This window comes from Pimelobacter simplex, from assembly GCF_900114845.1.
Taxonomy (GTDB): Bacteria; Actinomycetota; Actinomycetes; order Propionibacteriales; family Nocardioidaceae; genus Nocardioides; species Nocardioides simplex.
In genome coordinates this window covers 161,972-181,631 of record NZ_FOUK01000007.1, presented here as the reverse complement: position 1 = coordinate 181,631, position 19,660 = coordinate 161,972, and the positions used below count along the sequence as shown (strand labels likewise).

Below are 19,660 nucleotides of genomic sequence, written 5' to 3'. Positions count from 1 at the left end.
CCCGATGCCCGAGAGCACCGAACACACCGAACCCCTCGTGACCGAGGAGCCGCAGGATGCGCAGCAGTCCGCGGGCAAGTGCCCGGTCATGCACGGTGGCCTGACCCACCCCACCACCGGCTCGCCGAACCAGCAGTGGTGGCCCAACAAGCTCAACCTCAAGATCCTCGCCAAGAACCCGGCCGTGGCCGACCCGTTCGGTGGCGACTTCGACTACAAGGCCGCCTTCCTCGCGCTCGACCTCGAGGCCGTCAAGGCCGACGTCAAGGCCGTGCTGACCGACTCGAAGGACTTCTGGCCGGCCGACTTCGGCCACTACGGCCCGCTGTTCGTCCGGATGGCGTGGCACGCGGCCGGCACCTACCGGGCCACCGACGGCCGCGGCGGTGCCGGGCACGGCCAGCAGCGCTTCGCGCCGACCAACTCCTGGCCCGACAACGGCAACCTCGACAAGGCCCGCCGGCTGCTCTGGCCGGTCAAGAAGAAGTACGGCAAGTCCCTCTCGTGGGGCGACCTGCTCATCCTCGCCGGCAACGTCGCGCAGGAGGACATGGGCTTCCCGATCTTCGGCTTCGGCGGCGGCCGCCCCGACGTCTGGGAGGCCGACGACGACGTCTACTGGGGTCCCGAGACCGTGTGGCTCGAGGACGAGCGCTACAGCGGTGAGCGCGACCTCGACGACCCGCTCGCCGCGGTCCAGATGGGCCTGATCTACGTCAACCCCGAGGGCCCCAACGGCAACCCCGACCCGCTGGCGTCGGCCGTCGACATCAAGGAGACCTTCGGCCGCATGGGCATGACGGTCGAGGAGACCGTGGCGCTCATCGCCGGTGGGCACACCTTCGGCAAGACCCACGGCAACGGCCCGGCCGAGGCCGTCGGTCCCGAGCCGGAGGCCGCCCCGATCGAGGAGCAGGGCCTGGGCTGGAAGTCCTCGCACGCCTCGGGCAAGGGCATCGACGCCATCACGTCGGGCCTCGAGGTCACCTGGACCTACCACCCGACCCGCTGGGACAACGAGTTCTTCCACATCCTCTTCGCCTACGACTGGGAGCTCTTCGAGTCCCCGGCCGGCGCGAAGCAGTGGCGCCCGAAGAACAACGGCGGTGCCGACCTGGTGCCCGAGTCGTTCGGCGAGGGCAAGCGCGAGCCGCGCATGCTGACCTCCGACCTCGCCCTGCGCGAGGACCCCGAGATGCGCGAGATCTCGCTGCGGTTCAAGGAGGACCAGGACGCCTTCACCGACGCCTACGCCCGCGCGTGGTTCAAGCTGACCCACCGCGACATGGGCCCGAAGTCGCGCTACCTCGGCGCCGACGTCCCGGCCGAGGACTTCGTCTGGCAGGACCCGGTCCCCGCCGGCCGCGAGCTGAGCGACGACCAGGTCGCCGGTCTCAAGAAGGCGATCGCCGCCGCGGGCCTCTCGGTCTCGCAGCTCGTCTCGACGGCGTGGGCCTCCGCGTCGACGTACCGCAGCTCCGACAAGCGCGGTGGCGCCAACGGTGCCCGGATCGCGCTCGAGCCGCAGAAGTCGTGGGCGATCAACCGTCCCGCCGAGCTCGCACCGGTCCTCGCCAAGCTCCAGGAGATCGCGACCGCCCAGGGCGCCTCGCTGGCCGACACGATCGTCATCGCCGGCTCCGTGGGCGTCGAGCAGGCCGCCGCCGCGGCCGGCGTCGACCTCACCGTCACGACCACCACCGGTCGCGGCGACGCCACCCAGGAGCAGACCGACGTCGAGTCGTTCGGCTACCTCGAGCCCAAGGCCGACGGCTTCCGCAACTACCTGCCGAAGTCGAGCAAGTACCCGAGCGAGTTCGCCCTCGTCGACCGCGCCAACCTGCTCGGCGTCAGCGCGCCGGAGCTCACCGTCCTCATCGGCGGCCTCCGCGTGCTCGGCACCAACTGGGACGGCTCGGACCTCGGCGTGCTCACCGACCGCCCGGGCGTGCTGACGAACGACTTCTTCGTCAACCTGCTCGAGCTCGGCACCACGTGGACCGCGACGGACGAGTCCGAGGAGGTCTTCTCGGGCACCACCGAGGACGGCCGCACCTGGACCGGCAGCCGCAACGACCTCGTGTTCGGCTCGAACTCCGAGCTGCGCGCCCTCGCCGAGGTCTACGCCAGCGACGACGCGAACGAGAAGTTCGTCCGCGACTTCGCCGCCGCCTGGACCAAGGTCATGGACGCCGACCGCTGGGACCTGCGCTGAGCATCGCTCCGCACTGATCCACGACGGACCGGAGGCCGTCCCGCACTCGCGGGGCGGCCTCCGGCTGTTTTCGCCCCGCGGAGCGGTTGAGTGCGGGGGCTGCTGGGCGACAGGGCAGGATGGGCCCATGAGCGACGCACCCGACAACAGCGCCATCGCCTACGTCCACGTTCCCGAGAAGCACCGCTACGAGATCCGCGACGGCGAGACGCTCGCCGGGTTCACCCAGTACCGGCTCCCGGACGACGTCCACGTCGACTTCGTGCACACCGAGGTCGACGACGCGTACGGCGGCCGCGGGCTGGCCGGCGGGGTCGTCGAGATGGCCCTGGCAGACGTGCGCGCCCAGGGCAAGCGGATCATCGCGCACTGCCCCTACGTGGCGAAGTGGCTGACCAAGCACCCCGAGTACGACGACATCACCGACCCGGCGGCATGAGCACCCCGCTCTACCTCGACAAGGCCGTCCCCGCGGCGTACGCCGCCGCCACCGACCTGGCCCGCGAGGCGGGCGTCGCGGCGGAGGCGGCGGGGCTCGACCGGCTGCTCGTCGAGCTGGTCAACCTGCGCGTCTCGCAGCTCAACAGCTGCGCGTTCTGCATTGACCTGCACCACCGCCGCGCGGTCCGGGCGGGGGAGTCCGAGCGGCGTCTCGCGGTGCTGCCGGCGTGGTCGGAGACCGGTCTGTTCACCGTGCAGGAGCGGGCCGCGCTGGCGCTCGCCGAGTCGATCACGACGCTGCCCGACGCCGACACCCGCCGTCGTACCGAGGACGACAGCCGCACGGTGCTCGGCGACGGTGCCTTCGCCGCGGTGGCCTGGGTGGCGCTGACGATGAACGCCTTCAACCGGATCTCGATGACGAGCCACCACCCCGTCAGGTAGCGCCCCTCAGGTGATCGTGAGCCCGCCGTCGACGGCGATCGTCTGGCCGGTCAGGTAGCCGGCCGCGTCGGAGGCGAGGAAGACGACGGTGGCGGCGAGCTCGCGGGCGTCGCCCTTGCGGCCGGCCGGGATGCGCGCCTGCTGCTGCTCGAGGTAGCCCGGCGGGTAGTCGTCGGTCATCTCGGAGGCGAAGAAGCCGGGCGCGATCGCGTTGACCCGGATGCCCTTGCGGCCGGTCCACTGCTGGGCCAGGTCGCGGGTCAGGCCGATGATGCCGGCCTTCGACGCGGCGTACGCCGCCTGGGGGAGGCCCGCGGTGGTGATGCCCAGGACCGACGAGATGTTGATGATGCTCGAGCCCGGCTGCATGGTCCGGCCGCAGGCCTGCGCCATCCAGTAGCTGCCGTTGAGGTTGATGTCGATGACCTGGCGGAACTGCTCGGGCGTCTCGCGCGTGGCCGGGACGGCGGTGCCGACGCCCGCGTTGTTGACCAGGATGTCGACTTGGCCCAGCTCGGCGACCGCGGCGTCGACGAGCGCCTGGCAGGACGCCGGGTCGGCGACGTCGGTGGCGACGCAGAGCGCGCGGCGTCCGGCGGCCTCGACCAGGCGGGCCGTGTCGGCGAGCCGGTCGGCGCGCCGGGCGCCGAGGGCGACGTCGGCGCCGGCCTCGGCCAGGGCGCGGGCGAACTCGACGCCGAGCCCGGAGCTCGCGCCGGTGACGACGGCGACCTTGCCGTCGAGTCGGAACAGGTCGGTGACGGTCATGCCCGCACGCTAGCGGCCTCGCTGCCGGGCAGGGGCGGCGGGCGCCGTCCGGCCCGGGATCCGGACCGGACGTGCGGCCGTGCGAGCGAGTACCTAAGGTATGCCTTACCTAATCTTCGAGAGGTTCCCGATGACCCCCCAGTTTCCCCGCCTCCCGTTCCGCGCCGTGCTGACCGGACTGTCGCTGTCCGCGCTCGTCCTGGCCGGCTGCTCGACGGAGGCCGCGACCGACAAGCCGACGGCCGAGAAGCGACAGCAGCTGTTCGACGAGCAGTGCGAGAACACCGTGATCCCGGAGCTCCCCGAGCTGAAGCCCCTCCCGGCGCAGGAGGGCACGAGCAAGGTCACCAGCGAGTTCGGCGACGTCGAGCTGCCGACCCACCCCAAGGCCGCGCTCGGCATGTACACCACCGACGTCGACATGCTGATCTGGCTGCGCTACCCGCTCGCGTCGAGCCAGCCGATCCGCGGCGACGGCTACAAGACGTTCCCGTGCTTCTTCCCCTACGACCCGCTCGAGGGGGTCAGCACGTTCGGCAACTTCCCCGACTACGACTTCGAGTCGATCCTGCTGGCCGAGCCCGACATGATCCTCAACGGCCTGGGCTACGACAAGAAGGTCGTCAAGCGGCTGCCCGAGATCGCGCCGACCTACAGCGTCAACGCGTTCGACGGCAAGAGCTGGCTCGGCCACTTCGAGGAGACCGCCGAGGCCCTCGGCCGCACCGAGTACTTCGACGCCTGGCGTCAGCTGTACGACGAGCGCCTGGCCGAGGTGCGCAAGGAGATCGGCGACACCGCGGGCATCGTGGTCGCGCCGGTCGGCGTCTGGGAGGGCAAGGTGCAGACCGGCTGCTACTCCGGCGTGGAGTGCCAGGTCTTCGACGACCTGGGCCTCACCATCGCCGACTCGTCGTTGGCCAACGACCGCGAGGGCGAGGCTCTCAGCGGCGAGCAGGTCGGCAAGCTCGAGGACGTCGACTACGCCTTCTCCGGCAAGGGCCTGGGCCCCGAGGGCCAGGCCGACTTCGACAAGAGCCTCGCCGAGCTCGACAAGAACGCGCTGTGGGGTCAGCTCGACTTCGTCAAGGAGGGCCACATCGTCACCTCCGAGATGGAGATGACCTACGGCTCGCCGAGCGGCCAGCTCGCGTTCCTCGAGGTCGTCCGCCGGGCCCTGGGCAAGGAGGCCGACAAGTGAGCGCGACCGAGACGATGACCGTCCACCACGCCGAGGTGGTCGCCGCGAGCGACCTCAGCGCGGGCATGCGCCGCGTGGTCTTCGGCGGCGAGGGTCTGGCCGGCTACCGGACGACCGGCGTCGGCGACGAGTACATCCGGCTGCTGTTCCCGGTCGACCCGGCCGGCCGCCCGGACCTGCCCGGCGTGATCGACGGCAACCTCGACTACGGCTCGATCGACACCGACCAGCTGCGCACCTACACGGTCCGCGACTGGAACGCCGACCTGGGCCACCTCACTGTCGACTTCGTCGTGCACGAGGGCGGCGTCGCGGCGACGTGGGCGCGCCAGGCCGCACCGGGGCAGGTGATCGGGCTCAACAGCCCGACCTCCCTCTACGCGCCGCCGGAGGGCCTGGACTGGCAGGTGCTCGTCGCCGACTACGCCGGCCTGCCCGCCGCCGTCCGGCTGGTGGAGACCACGCCGGACGTGCGGACCCGGCTCGTGCTCGAGGTCCCCGACGCGTCGTTCGAGCTGCCCGTTCCGGAGCGCGCGAACCTCGACGTGGTCTGGATCCACGGCGGCAACGGTCACGCGCCGAGCCGGCTCGAGGAGGTCGTCCGCTCGCTGCCGCGCCCCGAGGGCGTCGGCTACGTGTGGGTCGCGGGGGAGTCGAAGGTGCTGCGCGGGGTGCGCAAGTACCTGCGCCAGGAGCTGCGCCTGCCCGCGACCTCGTACAAGACCGTCGGCTACTGGATCGAGGACGCCGAGCGCTGGCGCGAGCGCTACGACGCGCTCGACGACGCGACCCGCGCCACCCTCGACGCGATCTGGGAGCAGGAGGGCAGCGAGGAGGAGCTGGAGGACCGCTACGAGGCGCGGCTCGCCGAGCTCGGGCTGTGAGGACCGACCTCCGTGGCATCCGCTGGGCCCTGCTCGCGCTGGGTCTCCTCGTCGTCGCCAGCCTGCTCCTCGGCTCGCGGCCGCTGGCCGTCATCGACGTCGGCGAGGCGTTCTTCCGCGACAACGGCGACCCGCGCACGATCGTGGTCGACCAGCGGATCCCGCGGACCGTCCTCGCGCTGCTGGTCGGGCTGTCGCTCGGCCTGGCCGGCGCGCTCATGCAGGGGATGACCCGCAACCCGCTCGCCGACCCCGGGCTGCTCGGGGTCGGCGCGGGCGCGGCGTTCGCGATCGCGCTCGGCGCGCTGCTCGTCCCGGGCGCGAGCAGCGGGACCACGGTCTGGTTCGCGTTCGCCGGGGCCGGGCTGACCACGCTGGTCGTCTACGTGATCGGCAACCTCGGTGGGCGCGGGCGCTCGCCGGCCACGCTGGTGCTGACCGGCATGGCCGTCGGCGCCGTGCTGGCCGGGCTGACCCAGCTCATCGTGCTGTTCGAGCAGCGCGCGTTCTCCGCGGCCCGCTCGTTCGGCGCGGGCTCGCTCGAGGGCACCGACTGGACGCTCGTCCGCCAGGTCGCGCCCTTCCTCGTCGTGGGCGTCGTGCTCGCCGCCTTCGCGGCGCGCGGGCTCAACGCGCTCGCGCTCGGCGACGACGTCGCGGCCGCGCTCGGCGTGCACCCGTGGCTGGTGCGCGCGCTCGTCGTCGTCGGCGTCACCGTGCTCTGCGGTGCCGCGACCGCCGCGGCCGGCGTGATCTGGTTCGTCGGCATGATGGTCCCGCACGTCGCGCGCTGGATCACCGGCCCGGACCAGCGCCGGATCCTCGCCTGGTCGGCGGCCCTGGGCGCGCTGCTCATGGTCGCTGCCGACGTCGTCGGGCGGGTCGTCGTCATCCCCGACGAGGTCCCCGCGGGCGTGGTCACCGCCCTGATCGGCGCCCCGGTCCTGATCGGCCTGGTCCGGCGCCGGACGGCGAGCGCGCTGTGAACGTCCAGGTGCGCCTGGGCGGCGCCGTCTCGCTGAGGTTCCCGCTGCGGACCCTCGTCATCACCCTGGTCCTCGTCGTCGTCGCGCTCGCCGGAGCGGTGGCCGGCCTCGCCTACGGCAAGGTCCAGGTCTCCGCGGTCGACGTGGTCCGGACGATCCTCGGCCAGACCACGCCCGCGCTCGAGACCGTCATCACCGAGTGGCGGCTGCCGCGGGTGCTCCTCGGCCTGCTGCTCGGTGCCGCGCTCGGCGTCGCCGGCGCGATCTTCCAGTCGCTGACCCGCAACCCGCTCGGCAGCCCCGACATCATCGGCTTCGACGCGGGCGCGTACGCCGGCGCGGTGCTCACCATCGTGATCGTCGGCTCGACCGCGCTGGTGCTGCCCGGCGCGCTGATCGGCGGCATCGCCACCGCGCTCGTCGTCTACCTGCTGGCCTACCGCCGCGGGATGCACGGCTTCCGGCTCATCATCGTCGGCATCGGCGTCACCGCGATGCTCGGCTCCGTGACGACGTACCTGCTGCTCAAGGCGCCGATCCAGATCGCCCAGATGGCCGCGATCTGGGGTGCGGGCAGCCTCAACGGCCTGGCCTGGCCCGAGGTCCGCCTCGCTGTCGTCGGCATCGCCGCCGGTCTCGCCGTCCTGCTGTGCTTCGGCCGCGGGCTCGCCGCACTCGAGCTCGGCGACGACGCCGCCGCGGCCCTCGGCGTCCCCGTCGAGCGGACCCGGCTCGGGCTGCTCGTCGGCGGCACCATGCTCACCGCGACCGTCACCGCGGTCGCCGGCCCCATCACGTTCGTCGCCCTCGCGGCACCTCAGCTGGCCCGCCGGCTCACCCGCTCGGCGGGAGTCCGTAGGGTGCCGTCCGCGGCCATGGGTGCCTGCCTCGTCGTCGTTGCCGACTTCGTCGCGCAGCACGCCTTCCCCGCGCTGGTCCCGGTCGGTCTCGTGACGATCGTGGCCGGCGGCGCCTACCTCGTCTGGGTGCTTCTCGTCCAGGCACGCAAGGAGATCCGATGACCCTCGAAGCACAGGACCTGACGTTCGGCTACGCCGGACGCCCGATCGGCGAGCACGTCGACCTCACCATCGAGGAGGGATCCTTCACGGTCATCGTGGGGCCCAACGCGTGCGGCAAGTCGACGCTGCTGCGCGCCCTCTCGCGGCTGCTCAAGCCGTCCGGCGGGCAGGTCCTGCTCGACGGCAAGCTGATCAGCAGCCTCAGCTCCAAGCAGGTCGCCCGGCGGCTCGGGCTGCTGCCGCAGACCGCGCTCGCGCCCGAGGGGATCACGGTCGCCGACCTGGTCGCCCGTGGCCGGCACCCGTACCAGTCGGCACTGCGGCAGTGGTCGCGGGAGGACGAGGCCGCCGTCCACGAGGCCCTCGACGCCACCGGGACGACGGACCTGGCCGACCGCCTCGTCGAGGAGCTCTCCGGCGGCCAGCGGCAGCGGGTCTGGATCGCGATGGTCCTCGCGCAGCAGACCGGGCTCCTGCTGCTCGACGAGCCCACTACCTTCCTCGACATCGCCCACCAGATCGAGCTGATGGAGCTGCTCACCCGGCTCAACCGCGAGGGCCGGACCGTCGTCGCCGTGCTCCACGACCTCAACCAGGCCGCCCGCTACGGCAGCCGGATCGTCGCGATGCGCGACGGCGCCATCGTGGCGGAGGGGCACCCGGCCGACGTCGTCACGTCCGCGACGATCGAGCAGGTCTTCGACCTGCCGTGCAAGGTGATCGAGGACCCGGTGTCCGGCGCCCCGCTCGTGCTGCCGCTGGGCGGCCTCCATGGCTGAGCCCACCCCTGCGGCCCCCACCTCCGGCGGGCTGCTCCGGGACGCGATCACGGCCCAGCCGTGGCGGGTCACCCTCGCGACCGTCTGCGCGATCGGCCACCAGGCCGGCGAGGCGATGGTGCCGGTCGTCGTCGGCCTCGCGCTCGACCGCGGTGTCAGCGCCCGCGACGACCAGGCGCTGGTGCGCTGGCTGCTCGTGCTCGCGGTGACGTTCGCGGTGCTGTCGTTCTCCTACCGCTGCTTCGACCGGACGGCGACCCGGGTGGCTGCCGACGCCGAGGTCGCCCTGCGCGGCCGGGTCGCGGCGCACCTGCTCGACGTCCGCGGGATCGGCCCCCACGAGAACGGCTCGGGCGGCCTCGCCGAGGTCGCGTCGTCCGACGTGCGCACGGTCGCCGAGAGCTCGAGCGTGCTGCAGATGTTCGCGGCCGGCCTGGCCGGGATGCTCGTCGCCGTCGTCGCGCTGCTGCGGATCCACCCGGTCGTCGGCCTGGTCGTCGTGGTGGGCGTGGTCGTCGTGACGTTCCTCCTGCACCGCGCCTCGGTGCTCCTCGAGCGCCGGGTCGTCGCCGACCGCCAGGCCAGCGCCGAGGCCGCCGACGCCGCGGCCGACCTGCTCACCGGGCTCCGGGTGCTCAAGGGCCTGTCCGCCGAGGACGCCGCGGGACGCCGGTTCCGGCTCGTCAGCGGGCACGCCCTGCGTGCCGCCCTCCGCAGCGCCCGCGCGGGTGCCGGCTTCGAGGCACTTGCGGCGCTCGCCCCAGCGCTGCTCGTCGCCGCCACCGTGGCCGTCGCCGGCGGGCTCGCGCTCGACGGCCGGATCAGCCTGGGCGCCCTCGTCGCCGCCCTCGGCCTGGCCCAGTTCCTGTCCGGACCGCTGCAGATGGTCGCCTACACGTTCGCCGAGCTGGCCACGGTCCGGGCCGCGGCGATCCGGGTCGCGGGCGTGCTCGCGACCGCCCCACCGTCGTACGGCGGCGCACCGCTGCCCGACCCGCCCGGGCCCCTCCACGTGGACGGCCGGGTCGTCGACCTGCCCGGCCGCGCGCTCCGGCTGCGCCCCGGCGTGGTGACCGGCGTCGTCGGCCGTCCCGAGCAGCTCGAGCGGCTCGCCGCCGCGCTCACCGGCGAGCCCCGCCCGCACGGCGACCTGGTCCGCCTCGACGACGTGGCGCTCAGCGCCGCCGAGCCGACCGCGCTGCGCCGCACCGTCGTCGTCGCGCCGCACGATGCGCGACTCTTCACGGGCACCCTGGCGGCCAACGTCGACGGCACCGACCGGGCTGCCGACGCCGTCGCGGCCGCCATCGACGCGGCCGCGGTGCGCGACGTCCTCGACGTGATCCCCGGTGGCCTCGACGCCCAGGTCGGCGAGGGCGGTCACCTGCTCTCCGGCGGCCAGCGGCAGCGGGTCGGCCTGGCCCGCGCACTGGCCCTCGACCCACCCGTGCTCGTGCTCCACGAGCCGACCAGCGCCGTCGACTCGGTCACCGAGGCGCTCATCGCCTCGCGCCTGGTCGCGCTCCGCGCCGACCGGACCACCGTCGTGCTCACCACCAGCCCGGTGCTGCTCGACGCCTGCACCGAGGTGGTGTGGCTCGACGGCGACGTCGTCGTCGGCCGCCACCACACCCTGCTCGACCACGCCGGCTACGCCGCGGCGGTGCTGCGATGAGCGCCCTGATCGGGATCGGCTCCGGCCGGGCCACGCTGCGCGAGCTGCGCCGGGTGCTCCGCCCGCGCGCCGGCCTCGCGGCCGGCGCCGTGGTGATGATGGTCGTCGCGGCGGCGGCCGGGATCGCCGTCCCGGTCGTCATCGGCCGCGTGGTCGACCGGGTGCTCGCGCCCGGCGCCGACGGCGGCTCGCTGACCGGTCCGGTCCTCGCCCTCGTCGGGCTGGCGGCGCTCGCGGGTGTCGCCGGGCTCGTCGCCGAGCTGCTCATCGCCCAGGTGGGCGAGCCCGCCGTCGCGCAGCTGCGCGAGGACGTGCTCGACCACGCGCTCCACCTCGACTACGGCGTCGTCGAGGACTCCGGCACCGGCGACCTGCTCGCCCGGGTCAGCCAGGACGTCCGTGCGCTCGCCGAGGTCGTCCGCGCCGTGCTGAGCCGCTTCGGCGGGGCCGCCGTGACGCTGGTGCTCAGCGTGGTCGGGCTCGCGTTCGTCGACTACCGGTTCGCGCTGGCCGCGCTGCTCGCCGTACCGATCCAGGTGGGGGCGACGCGCGGCTACCTGCGCCTGGCCGGCCCGACCTACCGACGGCTCGCCACCGCCGAGGGCGCCGAGGTGCAGCAGATCCTCGAGTCGGTGCAGGCCAGCGGCACGGTTCGCGCGTTCGGCCTGGGGGAGCGGCACCGCGGGATCATCCGTGAGCGCGCGCTCGCCACCAGGGCGCTGCGCCTCGACGCGGTGGTCATGCGGACCACCTTCTTCCAGCGCCTCAACCTCGCCGAGTACGTCGGCACCACCGCGATCCTCGTCGTCGGCGGGTGGCTGGTGACCCGCGACGCGGTGACCGCGGGCGACGCGACCGCGGCCGCGCTGATGTTCATCCGCCTCTTCAACCCGATCAACATCGTGCTCGCCCTGCTCGAGGAGGTGCAGTCCGCCGCGGCGGGCCTCGGCCGCCTGGTCGGCGTCCTCGAGGCGCCGCGCCGCGTCGTGCCCGCCGGCAGCGACGCACCCGTCGCCGACCGCTCGGTGCGGTTCGCCGACGTCGGCTTCGGCTACCACCCCGACCACCCGGTCCTGCACGACCTCACCTTCGACGTCGCGCCGGGGGAGCGGCTCGCCGTGGTCGGCGCCAGCGGCGCGGGCAAGTCCACGCTCGGGGCGCTCGTCACCGGGCTGCGGCTGCCTACCAGCGGCGCGGTCTGGCTCGGCGGCGCGACGACGGCGGAGCTGCCGCCCGAGGTGCTGCGCCACTCCGCGGCGCTCATCACCCAGGACGTGCACCTCTTCCGCGGCTCCCTGCGCGACGACCTCCGCCTCGCCGCCCCCGGGGCGAGCGACGACGAGCTCGCCGCCGCGCTCGACCTCGTCGGTGCGCTCGGCTGGGCGACGGCGCTGCCCGAGGGCCTCGACACCACGATCGGGTCCGGCGGCCACGCGCTCACCGCGCTCCAGGCCCAGGAGGTCGCCCTCGCCCGGCTGGTCCTCGCCGACCCGCCGGTCGTCGTCCTCGACGAGGCGACGGCGGAGGCCGGCAGCGCCGGCGCGCGCCAGCTCGAGGAGGCCATCGAGCGCGCCACCGCAGGGCGCACGACGATCATCGTCGCGCACCGGCTCAGCCAGGCCGCACGCTGCGACCGGGTCGCCGTCATGGAGCACGGCCGGCTCGTCGAGCTCGACACCCCGGAGGCGCTGCGCGCGGCCGGCGGACCCTACGCCCGGCTCTGGGCGGCGTGGGCCCGCGGTGCGGACGCGAGGCAGGGGGCAGGGGAGGAGTAGGATGGCCGGGTGCGGATGACCCTGCTTCTTACCTAGCCGCGTCGGCGACCAGACCGGTCGACGCGGCGGCCCCTCCCTGGCGAGGGGCTTTTGCATGTCCAGGGCAGAGACGAGAGAGCTGAGATGAGCGAGAACGACGGCCACCACGAGGTCCACTACGACGTGCACGCGGTCGAGGAGAAGTGGCTCCCGGTCTGGGAGGCGCTCGACCCCTTCCGCGCCGACGACGCCGTCGTCCTCTCGGGGGAGCGCGAGAAGCGCTACGCGCTGACGATGTTCCCCTACCCGAGCGGCGACCTGCACATGGGTCACGCCGAGGTGCTGGCCATCCACGACGTCATCTCGCGCTACTGGCGGCTGCGCGGCTACGAGGTGCTCAACCCGATGGGCTGGGACTCGTTCGGGCTGCCCGCCGAGAACGCCGCCATCAAGAACGACGAGCACCCGGCGACGTACACCTACGCCAACATCGAGACCCAGTTCGCCTCGATGAAGCGCTACGGCGTGAGCTTCGACTGGTCGCGCCGGCTGCACACCTCGGACCCCGAGTACTACAAGTGGACCCAGTGGCTGTTCCTGAAGTTCCGCGAGAAGGGCCTGGCCTACCGCAAGAACTCGCCGGTCAACTGGTGCCCCAACGACCAGACCGTGCTGGCCAACGAGCAGGTGCTGGCCGACGGCACCTGCGAGCGCTGCGGCGCCGTCGTCACCAAGCGTGAGCTGACCCAGTGGTACTTCAAGACCACCGAGTACGCCCAGGAGCTGTACGACTGCCTCGACGACCTGCAGGGCTCGTGGATCGGCAAGGTCGTCAACGCCCAGCGCAACTGGATCGGCCGCTCCGAGGGTGCCCACGTCACCTTCGAGGTCGAGAACCACGAGCCGGTCACCGTGTTCACGACCCGTCCCGACACCCTGTTCGGGACGACGTTCATGGTCGTCGCCGTCGACGCCAAGCTGGCCGACGAGCTGGTCACCGACGAGCACCGTGCCGACTTCGAGGCCTACCGCGACGAGATCCGCAAGGCCAGCGACATCGACCGGCTGGCCACGGACCGGCCCAAGACCGGCGTCTTCCTCGGCGTCCACGCGACCAACCCGCTGACCGGTGAGAAGCTGCCGGTGTGGGCGACCGACTACGTGCTGGCCGACTACGGCACCGGCGCGGTCATGGGCGTGCCCGGCGGCGACCAGCGCGACTGGGAGTTCGCCACCAAGTTCGGCCTGCCCATCGTGCGTACCACCCAGCCGCCCGCCGACTGGGACGGCGAGGCGTTCGCGGGTGAGGGCCCGGCGATCAACTCGCCCGCCGCGGGCGTGACGTCCGGCCTCGACATCAACGGGCTGCCGGTCGCCGAGGCCAAGAGCGCGACCATCGCCTACCTGTCCGCGCAGGGCAGTGGCGACGGCACGGTCAACTTCCGCCTGCGCGACTGGCTGCTGTCGCGCCAGCGCTACTGGGGCGCGCCCATCCCGATCATCCACTGCCCGGTCGACGGCGAGGTCCCGGTCCCCGAGGACCAGCTGCCCGTCGAGCTGCCCGAGCTGCGCGGCGCCGACCTGAAGCCCAAGGGCACCTCCCCGCTGGGCGCGGCCACCGAGTGGGTCAACGTCAGCTGCCCCCGGTGCGGTGGCCCGGCGACGCGCGACACCGACACGATGGACACCTTCGTCGACTCGTCGTGGTACTTCTTCCGCTACCTGTCGCCCCACGACAGCACCCAGGCGTTCGACCCCGCGCTGGCCGAGGCGTGGGGGCCGATCGACCTCTACATCGGCGGCGACGAGCACGCCGTCCTGCACCTGCTGTACGCGCGGTTCTTCACCAAGGTGCTGCGCGACCTGGGCCTGATCGACTGGGACGAGCCGTTCTCGGCGTACCTGTCGCAGGGCAAGGTCATCAACAACGGCCGCAAGATGAGCAAGTCGCTGGGCAACGGCGTCAGTCTGGGGGGACAACTTGCGGAGTACGGCGTCGACGCGATCCGGCTGACCCTGGTCTTCGCGAGCCCGCCCGAGGACAACGTCGACTGGGCCGACGTCTCGCCGGCCGGCTCGGCGAAGTTCCTGCAGCGTGCCTGGCGCCTGGCCGGCGACGTCACCTCCGCGCCCGGGGTGCCGGCTGCCGACGGCGACGTCGCGCTGCGCAAGGTCACCCACAAGACGGTGCACGAGGCGGCCCACCTGCTGGAGTCCTACCGCTTCAACGTCGTCATCGCCCGCACCATGGAGCTGGTCAACGCCACCCGCAAGGCGATCGACTCGGGCTGCGGCCCGGCCGACCCGGCGGTGCGCGAGGCGACCGAGACCGTCGCGATCCTGCTGTCGCTGGTGGCGCCGTACACGGCCGAGGAGATGTGGGAGCGCCTGGGTCACGAGCCCACCGTCGCCCGCGCCGCCTGGCCCGTCGTCGACCCGGCGCTGCTGGTCGACGACGCGGTCACCGCCGTCGTCCAGATCCAGGGCAAGGTGCGCGCCCGCCTGGAGGTCTCCCCGGACATCTCCGAGGCCGACCTCGAGGCCGCCGCCCTCGCCGACCCCGCCGTCACCAAGGCCATCGACGGCCGCCCCGTCCGGAAGGTCGTCGTCCGCGCCCCCAAGCTCGTCAACATCGTGGTCTGACCCCTCCGCGAAGTGGGCCGGTTGCGGGTCCGAAGTGCGCCGGTTGCGGGTGCGAGAGTTGGTGGATCCTTGCGGGATCACCCTCCGAATGATTGACTGGTCAGTCAATCGACCGGAGGAGCAGCCATGGCCAGAGCCAGCGTGGAGGCCGAGCGCAAGGAGCAGATCCTGGCGGCGGCCTGCGAGGTCGTCTCGGAGATCGGCTTCAAGTCCTTGCGCATCGCCGACGTGGCGAAGCGGGCCGGGACGAGCACCGGGACGGTCCACTACTACTTCGACACCAAGCGCGACCTCATGCACGCGGCCTTCGACTGGAACTTCGAGCAGTCGATGGGCCGGCGCCGCGAGATCCTCGAGAGCGACGCCGCGCCGCGCCAGCGGCTGCGCGACTTCGTCGAGTCGTACCTCCCCGAGGGCGACGCGACCATCGCTGCCTGGCACGTGTGGGCCGAGCTGTGGGTCGAGGCGCTCCACGACCCGGACCTCCAGGAGCTCAACGAGCGCGTGTACGGCGAGTGGCGGCGCGCCGTCGCCGCGATCATCCGCGACGGGCAGGACGCGGGGGAGTTCCGCGACGGCGACGCCGTCATCTTCGCCAACGGGCTGATCGGGATGATCGACGGGCTCAGCCTGCAGGTGCTGCTCGGCTCGCGCAGCATGACGGCGGACCGGATGCGCGCCGTCTGCGAGCAGGTCCTGGAGTGGTTCTTCCTGACCCCCTGACCCGCTCAGGACGACGCCCGCGAGGGGCCGGTGGCACTGCCACCGGCCCCTCGCGGCATTTCTCGGACCCGCAACCAGCGCACTTCGCGCCCGCAAACGGCGCACTTCGCGCCCGCAAGCGGCGCACTTCGGCGGGATTTCTGACTCGCCAGTCGAAATAGGGCGGTGAGACCCTTGACACACCCCCGTGACGCCGATCACTCTGGTGATACATAACTGACGCACCAATCAACTTTGAAAGCCGGGGTCACGATGAAGCGAGTTCTGACGGCGGGAGTGGCGCTGACGGCGGTGCTGGGTCTGGCGGCGTGCGGCGCCGCCGGCGGCAGCGACGACCAGCTGACCGTCGTGATGTGGGGCGGCCAGGACCAGAAGACGCACATCAAGGAGGCGGTGGCGCCCTGGGGCAAGGAGGAGGGCGTCACGATCAAGCAGGACTCCCCGAGCGACTACGCGAAGTTCCGCGCCCAGGTCGAGTCCGGCAAGGTCAGCTGGGACGTCGTCGAGGTCGAGCCGAACTTCGCGCACACCGCCTGCGACAAGGGCTGGGCCGAGAAGATCGACACCAGCCTCGTCGACACGAGCGACCTCAACCCCGAGGAGGTCACCGACTGCGCGATCCCGGTCCTCGAGTACGCCTTCACGATCGGCTACAACACCGAGAAGTTCCCGAAGGCCCACCCCACCACCTGGGCGGAGTTCTTCGACACCAAGAAGTTCCCGGGCAAGCGCGGCTTCTGGAAGTACGCCACCGGCGCGATCTTCGAGGCCGCCCTCCTGGCCGACGGCGTGAAGCCCGACGAGCTCTACCCGCTCGACATCGACCGCGCGTTCAAGAAGCTCGACACGATCAAGGACGACATCGTTTTCTACGAGACCGGCGAGCAGCAGCAGCAGCTCGTCGCCTCGGGTGAGGCGCCGCTGGTCCAGGCCTGGAACGGTCGGATCTACTCCGCCGCCAAGGAGGGCCAGCCGGTCGCCAACGAGTGGAACCAGCACCTGCTGTCGTACGACCAGCTCGTCATCCCCAAGGGCGCGAAGAACGCCGAGAACGCCCAGAAGTGGATGAAGTGGTACGTCGAGCACCCCGAGGCGCAGGCCGGCTACTCCAACGCCACCGCCTACGGCCCGATCACCGAGGCCGCGCTGGAGCACGTCAAGCCCGACGTCCTCAAGGAGCTGCCGACCTCGCCCGACAACGCCCCCAAGCGCGCGGCGATCATCGACTACGCCTACTGGGCCGAGCACTACGACGAGGTGTCCGAGCGGCTGAACGAGTGGGCGGCCAAGTGAGCTCGACCGTCTCCGCGCGGGCACCGCAGCAGAGCAGCACGACCCCCGGCGCCGGGCAGACCCCGGCGCCGGGCCGGCGGCGGCCGCGGATCCTCGACGGCTGGGGGCTGCTGATCGTCCCGCTCGTCGTCTTCCTGCTGGTCGTCTTCGTCGCGCCGCTGGTCACGATCCTGAGCCGCAGCTTCACCGACCCGACCACGGGCCTCGACAACTACCGCGACTTCTTCAGCTCGCCGGTCTACCTCGACGTCCTCGGCAACACCTTCCGGATCTCCGGCCTGGTCACGCTGGTGACCCTGCTGCTGGGCTTCCCCTACGCCTACCTCATGACGCTGGCGCCGCCGTTCTGGCGCGGCGTGATGCTGGTGGCGGTGCTCATCCCGTTCTGGACGAGCCTCCTGGTCCGCACGTTCGCCTGGGTGCTCATGCTCGGCGACACGGGCGTCGTCAACCAGGGCCTGATGTCGCTCGGCCTCATCGACGAGCCGCTCCAGCTGATCCGCAACCAGACCGGCGTCCTGATCGGCATGGTCCAGGTGATGCTGCCCTACGCCGTGCTCCCGATGTTCGCCACGATGCGCCAGATCGACCGCCGGCTCGTCCAGGCCGCGGAGGGCCTCGGCGCCCGTCCCATCTCGGCGTTCTGGCGGGTCTACGCCCCGCTGACCGTGCCCGGCGTGGCCGCGTCGTGCCTGCTGGTCTTCATCTCCTCGATCGGCTTCTACGTGACGCCGGCGCTGCTCGGCGGTCCCAAGGACATGATGATCGGCGAGCTGATCGTGCAGCAGCTCTCGGCCGTCCTGCGCTGGGGCTTCGCCTCGGCCCTCGCCGTCATCCTCCTCGTCGTCACCGGTGTCCTGCTGGTGCTGGTCTCGCGCATCGTCAACATCGGAAAGTTCATGGGAGGCGAGCGGTGAACACCAAGCTCCTCTGCCGCGGTTCCCTCGTGGTGCTGGTCGTGCTGACCGCGCTCTACCTCGTGGCCCCGGTCTTCTTCGTCATCCCGACGTCGTTCAACGACAGCTCCTTCCTCGAGTTCCCGCCGAAGGCGTTCTCGACGCGCTGGTACGAGGCCTACTTCCAGGACCCGGCGTGGATCAACGCCACCCTCAACTCGCTGCAGATCGGCGTCTGGGTCACGATCCTCTCCGTCATCCTCGGTACGGCGGCCGCGCTGGCCATGGTTCGCGGACGCTACCCGGTCAAGGCGCTGGTGAGCGGGCTCGTGCTCGCCCCGGTGCTCGTTCCCTACGTGATCATCGGTCTCGCCGTCTACGCGGTGTTCCTCAAGATCGGCCTCACCCAGTCGATCCTCGGATTCGTCCTGGTGCACACGGCGCTGGCCGTCCCGTTCGTCGTGATCAACGTGAGTGCGGCGCTCGTCAGCTTCGACGAGCGGCTCGAGATGGCCGCGATGAGCCTCGGGGCCAACCGGGTGACGACGTTCCTGCGGATCACGCTGCCGTGCATCGCGCCGAGCGTCGCGGCGGGTGCGCTGTTCGCCTTCATCACCTCGTTCGACGAGGTCGTGACGAGCGTCTTCCTCGCCGGCCCCGACGTCAGCACCCTGCCGGTGCAGATGTGGAGCGGCGTGCGGGTGCAGATCGACCCGACGGTCGCCGCCGTCAGCACGATGCTGCTGCTCGTCACCCTCGCCCTCTTCGCCTCCGCCGGGCTGGTGCGCCTGTTCCGCGCCCGCCGGCTCGCCAAGGTCGCCTGACCACCACCAGGAGCACACTCATGTCCCAGAACACCAGCACCTCCACCAGCACCTCCACCAGCGCGCTCGCCGGCACCGGCGTCTCGATCGACATCCGCAACGTCGTCAAGCGCTACAAGTCGATGACCGCGGTCGACGACGTCTCGCTGTCGATCGAGCCGGGGGAGTTCCTCACCCTGCTCGGCTCCAGCGGCTCGGGGAAGTCGACCCTCCTCAACATCATCGCGGGCTTCATCAGCGCCGACAGCGGCGCGATCGAGGTCGGCGGCAAGGACCTGACGAAGGTGCCGCCGTACCGCCGCGACCTCGGCATGGTCTTCCAGCACTACGCGCTCTTCCCCCACATGTCGGTCTGGGACAACGTCGCGTTCCCGCTCAAGCGACGCCGGATCTCCAAGGCCCAGGTCGCCGAGCGCGTGCAGCGCGCACTCGACGTCGTCGAGCTCGGCCACCTCGGGAAGCGCCGCCCCACGCAGCTCTCCGGCGGTCAGCAGCAGCGCGTCGCCCTGGCCCGCGCGATCGTCTTCCAGCCCCAGGCGCTGCTCATGGACGAGCCGCTCGGCGCGCTCGACAAGCGGCTGCGCGAGCAGCTCCAGCTGGAGATCAAGCGCCTGCACCGCGAGCTCGGCACCACCTTCGTGTTCGTCACCCACGACCAGGAGGAGGCGCTCGCCATGTCCGACCGGATCGCCGTGCTGCGCGACGGCGCGCTCGTCCAGGTCGGGACGCCGGTCGAGCTCTACGAGCGCCCCGCGAGCCGCTACACGGCCGAGTTCCTGGGCGAGTCGAACATCTTCACCGGACGCAACCACGGCGTCGACGAGGGCTCCGCGCTCGTCGTCCGTCCCGAGCACGTGCGGCTCAGCGCGGTCGGCTCCGCGCTGCCCACCGGCCACAACGCCGTCGACGGCGTGGTGCGCGAGGTCGTCTACCTCGGCTCCGGCCTCCGGGTCGAGGTCGCCCTGCCCGACGGGCGCCACCTGATCACCCGCTCCGAGGTCCGCGGAGCGCTCACCCCCAGCCCGGGCCTGCCGGTCGCCGCCCACTGGCACCCCGAGCACGCCCTCGTCGTCCGCGACGACACCGCCGCCTGACCCCCATCCACCCAGAAC

17 protein-coding genes are annotated in these 19,660 nt (G+C 72.0%); 16 read left to right on the top strand and 1 reads right to left on the bottom strand.

Annotation, left to right across the window (positions count from 1 at the left end; genetic code table 11):
* The first annotated feature begins 4 nt into the window (after positions 1 to 4).
* The 3 genes from katG to BM223_RS25110 all read left to right on the top strand — a co-directional run bounded on the left by katG (position 5) and on the right by BM223_RS25110 (position 3,100).
* Positions 5 to 2,215 carry a catalase/peroxidase HPI gene (gene katG / locus BM223_RS25120; RefSeq protein ID WP_038680124.1) on the top strand — a complete coding sequence of 737 codons (2,211 nt, stop codon included), beginning with the start codon at positions 5 to 7 and terminating at the stop codon, positions 2,213 to 2,215.
* A 127-nt stretch (positions 2,216 to 2,342) separates the two neighbouring features.
* On the top strand, positions 2,343 to 2,654 hold the full coding sequence (locus tag BM223_RS25115; RefSeq protein ID WP_038680122.1) for a GNAT family N-acetyltransferase: 312 nt from the start codon (positions 2,343 to 2,345) through the stop codon (positions 2,652 to 2,654).
* Positions 2,651 to 3,100 carry a carboxymuconolactone decarboxylase family protein gene (locus BM223_RS25110; RefSeq protein ID WP_038680120.1) on the top strand — a complete coding sequence of 150 codons (450 nt, stop codon included), beginning with the start codon at positions 2,651 to 2,653 and terminating at the stop codon, positions 3,098 to 3,100. Before BM223_RS25115 ends, BM223_RS25110 begins: the two co-directional genes overlap by 4 nt.
* Before the next feature lie 6 nt (positions 3,101 to 3,106).
* On the opposite strand, the gene BM223_RS25105 is transcribed toward BM223_RS25110, so the two are convergent.
* Entirely contained in the window at positions 3,107 to 3,868 is a 762-nt protein-coding gene (locus BM223_RS25105) for an SDR family NAD(P)-dependent oxidoreductase (RefSeq protein WP_038680118.1), read from the bottom strand.
* A gap of 130 nt (positions 3,869 to 3,998) precedes the next feature.
* Between BM223_RS25105 and BM223_RS25100 the strand changes: the two genes are divergently transcribed.
* The 13 genes from BM223_RS25100 to BM223_RS25040 all read left to right on the top strand — a co-directional run bounded on the left by BM223_RS25100 (position 3,999) and on the right by BM223_RS25040 (position 19,642).
* Positions 3,999 to 5,069 carry an ABC transporter substrate-binding protein gene (locus BM223_RS25100; RefSeq protein WP_038680116.1) on the top strand — a complete coding sequence of 357 codons (1,071 nt, stop codon included), beginning with the start codon at positions 3,999 to 4,001 and terminating at the stop codon, positions 5,067 to 5,069.
* Positions 5,066 to 5,953, top strand: a complete 888-nt coding sequence (locus BM223_RS25095) for a siderophore-interacting protein (protein ID WP_200886991.1) — start codon at positions 5,066 to 5,068, stop codon at positions 5,951 to 5,953. Before BM223_RS25100 ends, BM223_RS25095 begins: the two co-directional genes overlap by 4 nt.
* Entirely contained in the window at positions 5,950 to 6,939 is a 990-nt protein-coding gene (locus BM223_RS29580) for a FecCD family ABC transporter permease (RefSeq protein ID WP_038680114.1), read from the top strand. The genes BM223_RS25095 and BM223_RS29580 overlap by 4 nt, the downstream gene beginning before the upstream one ends.
* Complete coding sequence (locus BM223_RS25085) at positions 6,936 to 7,961, top strand: FecCD family ABC transporter permease (RefSeq protein WP_038680112.1); 1,026 nt, start codon at positions 6,936 to 6,938, stop codon at positions 7,959 to 7,961. The genes BM223_RS29580 and BM223_RS25085 overlap by 4 nt, the downstream gene beginning before the upstream one ends.
* Positions 7,958 to 8,740, top strand: coding sequence for an ABC transporter ATP-binding protein (locus tag BM223_RS25080; RefSeq protein ID WP_038680110.1), 783 nt, complete (start codon positions 7,958 to 7,960; stop codon positions 8,738 to 8,740). The genes BM223_RS25085 and BM223_RS25080 overlap by 4 nt, the downstream gene beginning before the upstream one ends.
* The gene (locus BM223_RS25075; protein WP_038680108.1) at positions 8,733 to 10,415 is read left to right on the top strand and encodes an ABC transporter transmembrane domain-containing protein; all 1,683 of its coding nucleotides are present in this window, start codon (positions 8,733 to 8,735) and stop codon (positions 10,413 to 10,415) included. Before BM223_RS25080 ends, BM223_RS25075 begins: the two co-directional genes overlap by 8 nt.
* Positions 10,412 to 12,190 (top strand): ABC transporter ATP-binding protein, encoded by a 1,779-nt coding sequence (locus BM223_RS25070; protein WP_038680107.1) that lies wholly within the window; start codon positions 10,412 to 10,414, stop codon positions 12,188 to 12,190. The genes BM223_RS25075 and BM223_RS25070 overlap by 4 nt, the downstream gene beginning before the upstream one ends.
* A gap of 123 nt (positions 12,191 to 12,313) precedes the next feature.
* On the top strand, positions 12,314 to 14,812 hold the full coding sequence (gene leuS, locus BM223_RS25065; protein WP_038680104.1) for a leucine--tRNA ligase: 2,499 nt from the start codon (positions 12,314 to 12,316) through the stop codon (positions 14,810 to 14,812).
* Between the two features lie 126 nt (positions 14,813 to 14,938).
* Positions 14,939 to 15,535, top strand: a complete 597-nt coding sequence (locus tag BM223_RS25060; RefSeq protein ID WP_038680102.1) for a TetR/AcrR family transcriptional regulator — start codon at positions 14,939 to 14,941, stop codon at positions 15,533 to 15,535.
* A 252-nt stretch (positions 15,536 to 15,787) separates the two neighbouring features.
* The gene (locus BM223_RS25055) at positions 15,788 to 16,828 is read left to right on the top strand and encodes an ABC transporter substrate-binding protein (RefSeq protein WP_038680099.1); all 1,041 of its coding nucleotides are present in this window, start codon (positions 15,788 to 15,790) and stop codon (positions 16,826 to 16,828) included.
* Positions 16,825 to 17,745 carry an ABC transporter permease gene (locus BM223_RS25050; protein WP_200886990.1) on the top strand — a complete coding sequence of 307 codons (921 nt, stop codon included), beginning with the start codon at positions 16,825 to 16,827 and terminating at the stop codon, positions 17,743 to 17,745. Before BM223_RS25055 ends, BM223_RS25050 begins: the two co-directional genes overlap by 4 nt.
* On the top strand, positions 17,742 to 18,548 hold the full coding sequence (locus tag BM223_RS25045; RefSeq protein WP_038680097.1) for an ABC transporter permease: 807 nt from the start codon (positions 17,742 to 17,744) through the stop codon (positions 18,546 to 18,548). The genes BM223_RS25050 and BM223_RS25045 overlap by 4 nt, the downstream gene beginning before the upstream one ends.
* A gap of 20 nt (positions 18,549 to 18,568) precedes the next feature.
* Positions 18,569 to 19,642 carry an ABC transporter ATP-binding protein gene (locus BM223_RS25040; RefSeq protein ID WP_052138819.1) on the top strand — a complete coding sequence of 358 codons (1,074 nt, stop codon included), beginning with the start codon at positions 18,569 to 18,571 and terminating at the stop codon, positions 19,640 to 19,642.
* The last annotated feature ends 18 nt before the right edge of the window (positions 19,643 to 19,660 follow it).

Excerpts from the sequence above, each read along its gene's own strand:
- BM223_RS25060 (WP_038680102.1), top strand. The coding sequence starts at position 14,939 with ATGGCCAGAGCCAGCGTGGAGGCCGAGCGCAAGGAGCAGATCCTGGCG.
- BM223_RS25110 (WP_038680120.1), top strand. The coding sequence starts at position 2,651 with ATGAGCACCCCGCTCTACCTCGACAAGGCCGTCCCCGCGGCGTACGCC.
- BM223_RS25070 (WP_038680107.1), top strand. The coding sequence starts at position 10,412 with ATGAGCGCCCTGATCGGGATCGGCTCCGGCCGGGCCACGCTGCGCGAG.
- BM223_RS25075 (WP_038680108.1), top strand. The coding sequence starts at position 8,733 with ATGGCTGAGCCCACCCCTGCGGCCCCCACCTCCGGCGGGCTGCTCCGG.
- katG (WP_038680124.1), top strand. The coding sequence starts at position 5 with ATGCCCGAGAGCACCGAACACACCGAACCCCTCGTGACCGAGGAGCCG.
- BM223_RS25055 (WP_038680099.1), top strand. The coding sequence starts at position 15,788 with ATGAAGCGAGTTCTGACGGCGGGAGTGGCGCTGACGGCGGTGCTGGGT.
- BM223_RS25105 (WP_038680118.1), bottom strand. The coding sequence starts at position 3,868 with ATGACCGTCACCGACCTGTTCCGACTCGACGGCAAGGTCGCCGTCGTC.
- BM223_RS25040 (WP_052138819.1), top strand. The coding sequence starts at position 18,569 with ATGTCCCAGAACACCAGCACCTCCACCAGCACCTCCACCAGCGCGCTC.
- BM223_RS25100 (WP_038680116.1), top strand. The coding sequence starts at position 3,999 with ATGACCCCCCAGTTTCCCCGCCTCCCGTTCCGCGCCGTGCTGACCGGA.
- BM223_RS25080 (WP_038680110.1), top strand. The coding sequence starts at position 7,958 with ATGACCCTCGAAGCACAGGACCTGACGTTCGGCTACGCCGGACGCCCG.
- BM223_RS25115 (WP_038680122.1), top strand. The coding sequence starts at position 2,343 with ATGAGCGACGCACCCGACAACAGCGCCATCGCCTACGTCCACGTTCCC.
- leuS (WP_038680104.1), top strand. The coding sequence starts at position 12,314 with ATGAGCGAGAACGACGGCCACCACGAGGTCCACTACGACGTGCACGCG.